This is a genomic window from Trueperaceae bacterium (genome assembly GCA_031581195.1).
Classification (GTDB): domain Bacteria; phylum Deinococcota; class Deinococci; order Deinococcales; family Trueperaceae; genus SLSQ01.
On sequence record JAVLCF010000051.1, the window covers coordinates 1 to 3,659 of the forward strand.

The window sequence follows — 3,659 nt, forward strand, 5'->3', positions numbered from 1 at the left end:
CGCCAGGAGGCGGACGACCGCCCGTGGGTGCCGCCCTGGTGAGCGGTCGCCCTCGCCGCCGGCCCGGCCTGGGGACGCTGCACCTCCGTGAGGTGCTGCGCAACCCCGGGGCGTGGCCGGCGGGCCTGGCCGTCGGTCTGCTGGGGTTGGCGTTCCGCGACCCGGGCGGGGCCGTCGGGCTCGTGAGCCTCGTCGCGGCGCTGCAGGTGTACGTCCCGCCGCTGCTGCTGGTGCTCGCCGCCCCCCTCCTCACCCGACGGGACGCGTGGGCGTTCTGGGCGGCCCTGCACCCCGCCCCCGGCCGCACCTACGTGCGGGCCGCGGCGGGGATCGCGGCCGGCGCGTTCGTGCCGTTGGCGGTCGGCGCGTCGCTCGCCGCCCTCGCGCTCGGGACGACCCCGACCCAGCTGGCCCTGCTGTACGTGGCGCTCGCGACGTCGGTCATGGCCTGGACCGCCGCCGCAGCCCTCGCCTCCGCGGTGACGCTCGACGCGACCCGGGCGCTGGCGATCGGTCTGGCCGGCTGGGCGCTCGTGACGTTGGCCTACGGGCCCGCCGTCGTCGCGCTGGCGAACGCGGCCGGCGACCGTCCGCTGTTCGGCCTCCTCACCGCCGCGCTGTTCCTCCACCCCGCCGACGCCGTCCGCGTCGGCCTGCTCGAGGCGCTCGACGTTCCGGTCCTCGTCGGCCCGGTCGCGGTCCTGCTCCGCGACGCGGTGCCCGGCCCCACCCTGGCGTGGGGCGTGCTCGCCACGGCGGCCTGGAGCGCGGCGTTCGCCGGCGCCGCGGCGCTCGCCTTCGCCCGCCGCGACCGCTGAGCCCCACCCCGGGCTGCTTCGGTCGGACGATCGGTCCGACGTTCGAGGGGACGCGTGCCGGGACGAACGCCGGACGCCCCCATGACGTGCGCTGGGGTAGAAGGACGGCATGGCGCACGACCCCGCATTCGACCCCGCATCCGACCCCCCACCGCCCGACCCCGACGTCCGCGACGACGGCGTCCCCGCCCACCGCGCCCCCCGCTTCCTCGAACTCGAGGGGGCGCGCAACGTCCGCGACCTGGGGGGATGGCCGCGCGAGACCGGCGGCACCACGCCCTTCGACCGCGTGTGGCGCGCCGATTCGCTCGTGCACGCCAGCGACGCCGACCGCGACCGGCTGCACGAGGTCGGCGTGCGGACGATCTTCGACCTGCGCAACGCCGTCGAGCGCGAGAACGAGCCCGGCGCGATGCACGAGGACGGGCGGTTCGACGTCCAAGGCGTCGACCTGATGGCGCCCCTCCTCGAGGCGCGGCACGCCGGCGCGTTGGACGGCGACCCGTTCGACCTGGAGCGCATGTACGTCGACCTGCTCGCCACCGGACGCGCGCGGTTCCTGGCGTTGTTCGAACGCATGCACGCCGCCCGCGACCGCGGCGCGGTGCTGGTGCACTGCACCGCCGGCAAGGACCGGACGGGCCTCGTGGCCGCGACGCTGCTGCGCGCCGCGAGCGTCCCGGAACCCGCGGTCCTCGACGAGTACGTCCTCACCCAGGAACGGCTCGCGCCGATCCACGACCGCCTGCTCGCCTCGGTCGTCGCGACGGGCGTCCCGGAGGCGGCCGCCCCCGGCCTGCTCGGGGCGGAACGCCACTACCTGGAGGGCGCGCTTCCCCACGTGGACGACGAGCTGCTCGACGCGGCGCGCGGCCTGCTGCCCTGACGCCGGACCCGAGGCGCACGATGGGGCGGGCACCGGCGCGGACGCCGGTGCCCCCGTCTCGACCGCCCCCGACGGGGCGTCAGTCGGCCGCCGGAGCCTCGTAGGCGAAGGCCACCTCCTGGCAGACCTCCTCCGCCGCGTCGGGCTCCGGCACCGTGGCGCTGCACAGCGTCACGGTGCCCTGCTCGGGCGCCGACGCGGTGCCGCCGCCCCCACCCAAGAGTCCGCATCCGGCCAGGAGCAGCACGAGGGCACCCCCCGCCACGAAGCGGGCAAGAGCGTTCGTGAAGCGTCGCATCATTCGACCTCCGATTCGCGCAGCGTGAGGGTGACGTCCACCGAGCCGCCCGGCGCGAGCGGCGCGTCGCGGAAGCGGAGGCGCCAGCGCGTGGCCTCCTCCGCGACGAGGACGGAGGGGGCGTCGTCGGGACCGTCGATGCGGACGGCGTCCAGGATCCAGGCGCCGCCGTCCGGCGCTCCGACCCACACCTCGGGAAGGGGGGTCGTTCCCTCGTTCGTGACCGTGAAGGTGGTCGTGACGCGGGTGGCGCCGCCCACGACGTCGGCCGTTCCGACCGGGCCGGCGCTCCACGTGACCTCGGGGCGCGCGACCGGTCCCGGCGTGAACGTCACCGGGTCGGTGGCCGGAAGCTCCCCCGCGACGGTCAGCCCCTTCACGCGGACGGCGTACGAGCGGCCGTTCTCGAGACCGTCGATGCGGATCGGGCCCCGCGTCCGCGGGGGGTCGGCCTCGACCCAGGTCCCCGAGGCATCGAGCTCGTACGCGACGGTCGTGACCCCCGCCCCGAGCGGCGCGAAGTACAGCCACGCCTCGCCGTTCCCGGGCACGACCCGCAGGTCGTCCACCTCACCCGTGAAGGTGACCTCCACCTGCTTCGGGCAGGCGCCGGGACAGCGCGCCGTCACGGTCGCAACCCCGACGCGGCCGTCGGGCGACAACGTCGCCTGGACGCGGCCGTCGGCGTCGGTGTCGATCACCCGCTCGGCCACCGGGGCACCCGCCGGCCGGGCGAACCCACCGAGGTCGGTCGTGAGGGTGATCGGTTCGCCGGCGACGGGGGCGCCGTCGGCATCGAGCAGGTCGACCGTCACGGTGGCGGTGTCCACCCCGTCGACGAGCACGGTCGTCGGGGAGACGTCGACGCGCATCTCGACGTCGCGGACCGACAGGTCGCTCGTCGAGGTGCGGGTGCTCGCGACGTCGCCGTCGACGCCCGAGACGACGAGTGCGACGTCGCCGCCCTCCGGCCCGCTCAGCCCGGTGTAGAACACATCCTTCACCACGACCGACGCGTCGCCCGGCGACACCGTGACCCGGGGCGCGACGGCGTCGTCCCCGACGTACCGAAGCAGGTCCCCGTCGACGGCGCCCCCCGAGGCGGACAGCGCCAGCGTCGACGCCGTCGTCGCGAAGGCGCGCTCGCCCACCGCGTCGACGAGGGAGACGGTGACGTCGAACGGGACGTTGCGGAGTTGCGCGCCGTCGAAGCCCCCGACGGCGAGCCCGGCGACGGGCGACGAGGCCGGCAGGCACGACGCCGGAGCGAGCCACGCGAGGGTCGGGAACGCCCCACTGCACACCGTCCACGTCGCGTTCGCCGACCCCTCGACGCGCGGACGCCCGTTGGCGATGCTCCAGCCCGCCGCTGCGTACGTGCCGTACGCCTGCGCCGCCGCTTCGGATATGCCGCGCGCCGTGCCGACCATCGTGCCGGTCCCGGCCCCCGAAGCGGGGAGATCCGGCGAGACCGTCGCGTTCCAGAAGACGTCGGTGGCGGTCACGGTCGTCGCGTCGGCGTCCCCCACGAGCGCGCCCGTGGAGGACGCAGCACCGGACACGGCGCCGGCGACGAGGACCCGCGTGAGGGCACTCGGGCTAGCTTGGTCGCCGACGACACCCCCGACATCGTCATCCGCGTTGATCACAGCCTCGA

General features: G+C 76.0%; 4 protein-coding genes. 2 read left to right on the forward strand and 2 right to left on the reverse strand.

The window, feature by feature from the left end:
* The first annotated feature begins 38 nt into the window (after window positions 1-38).
* Window positions 39-818, forward strand: coding sequence for a hypothetical protein (locus RI554_06290; GenBank protein ID MDR9391621.1), 780 nt, complete (start codon window positions 39-41; stop codon window positions 816-818).
* A gap of 109 nt (window positions 819-927) precedes the next feature.
* Window positions 928-1,704 (forward strand): tyrosine-protein phosphatase, encoded by a 777-nt coding sequence (locus tag RI554_06295; protein MDR9391622.1) that lies wholly within the window; start codon window positions 928-930, stop codon window positions 1,702-1,704.
* Window positions 1,705-1,783: 79 nt separating this feature from the next.
* Here RI554_06295 and RI554_06300 read toward each other — a convergent pair whose 3' ends face one another.
* The gene (locus RI554_06300) at window positions 1,784-2,005 is read right to left on the reverse strand and encodes a hypothetical protein (GenBank protein MDR9391623.1); all 222 of its coding nucleotides are present in this window, start codon (window positions 2,003-2,005) and stop codon (window positions 1,784-1,786) included.
* A partial coding sequence (locus RI554_06305; protein MDR9391624.1) for an invasin domain 3-containing protein occupies window positions 2,002-3,659 on the reverse strand: 1,658 nt, incomplete at its 5' end. The genes RI554_06305 and RI554_06300, both read right to left, overlap by 4 nt.

Coding starts and splice junctions, on each gene's coding strand:
- RI554_06295 (MDR9391622.1), top strand. CDS start 928: ATGGCGCACGACCCCGCATTCGACCCCGCATCCGACCCCCCACCGCCC.
- RI554_06300 (MDR9391623.1), bottom strand. CDS start 2,005: ATGATGCGACGCTTCACGAACGCTCTTGCCCGCTTCGTGGCGGGGGGT.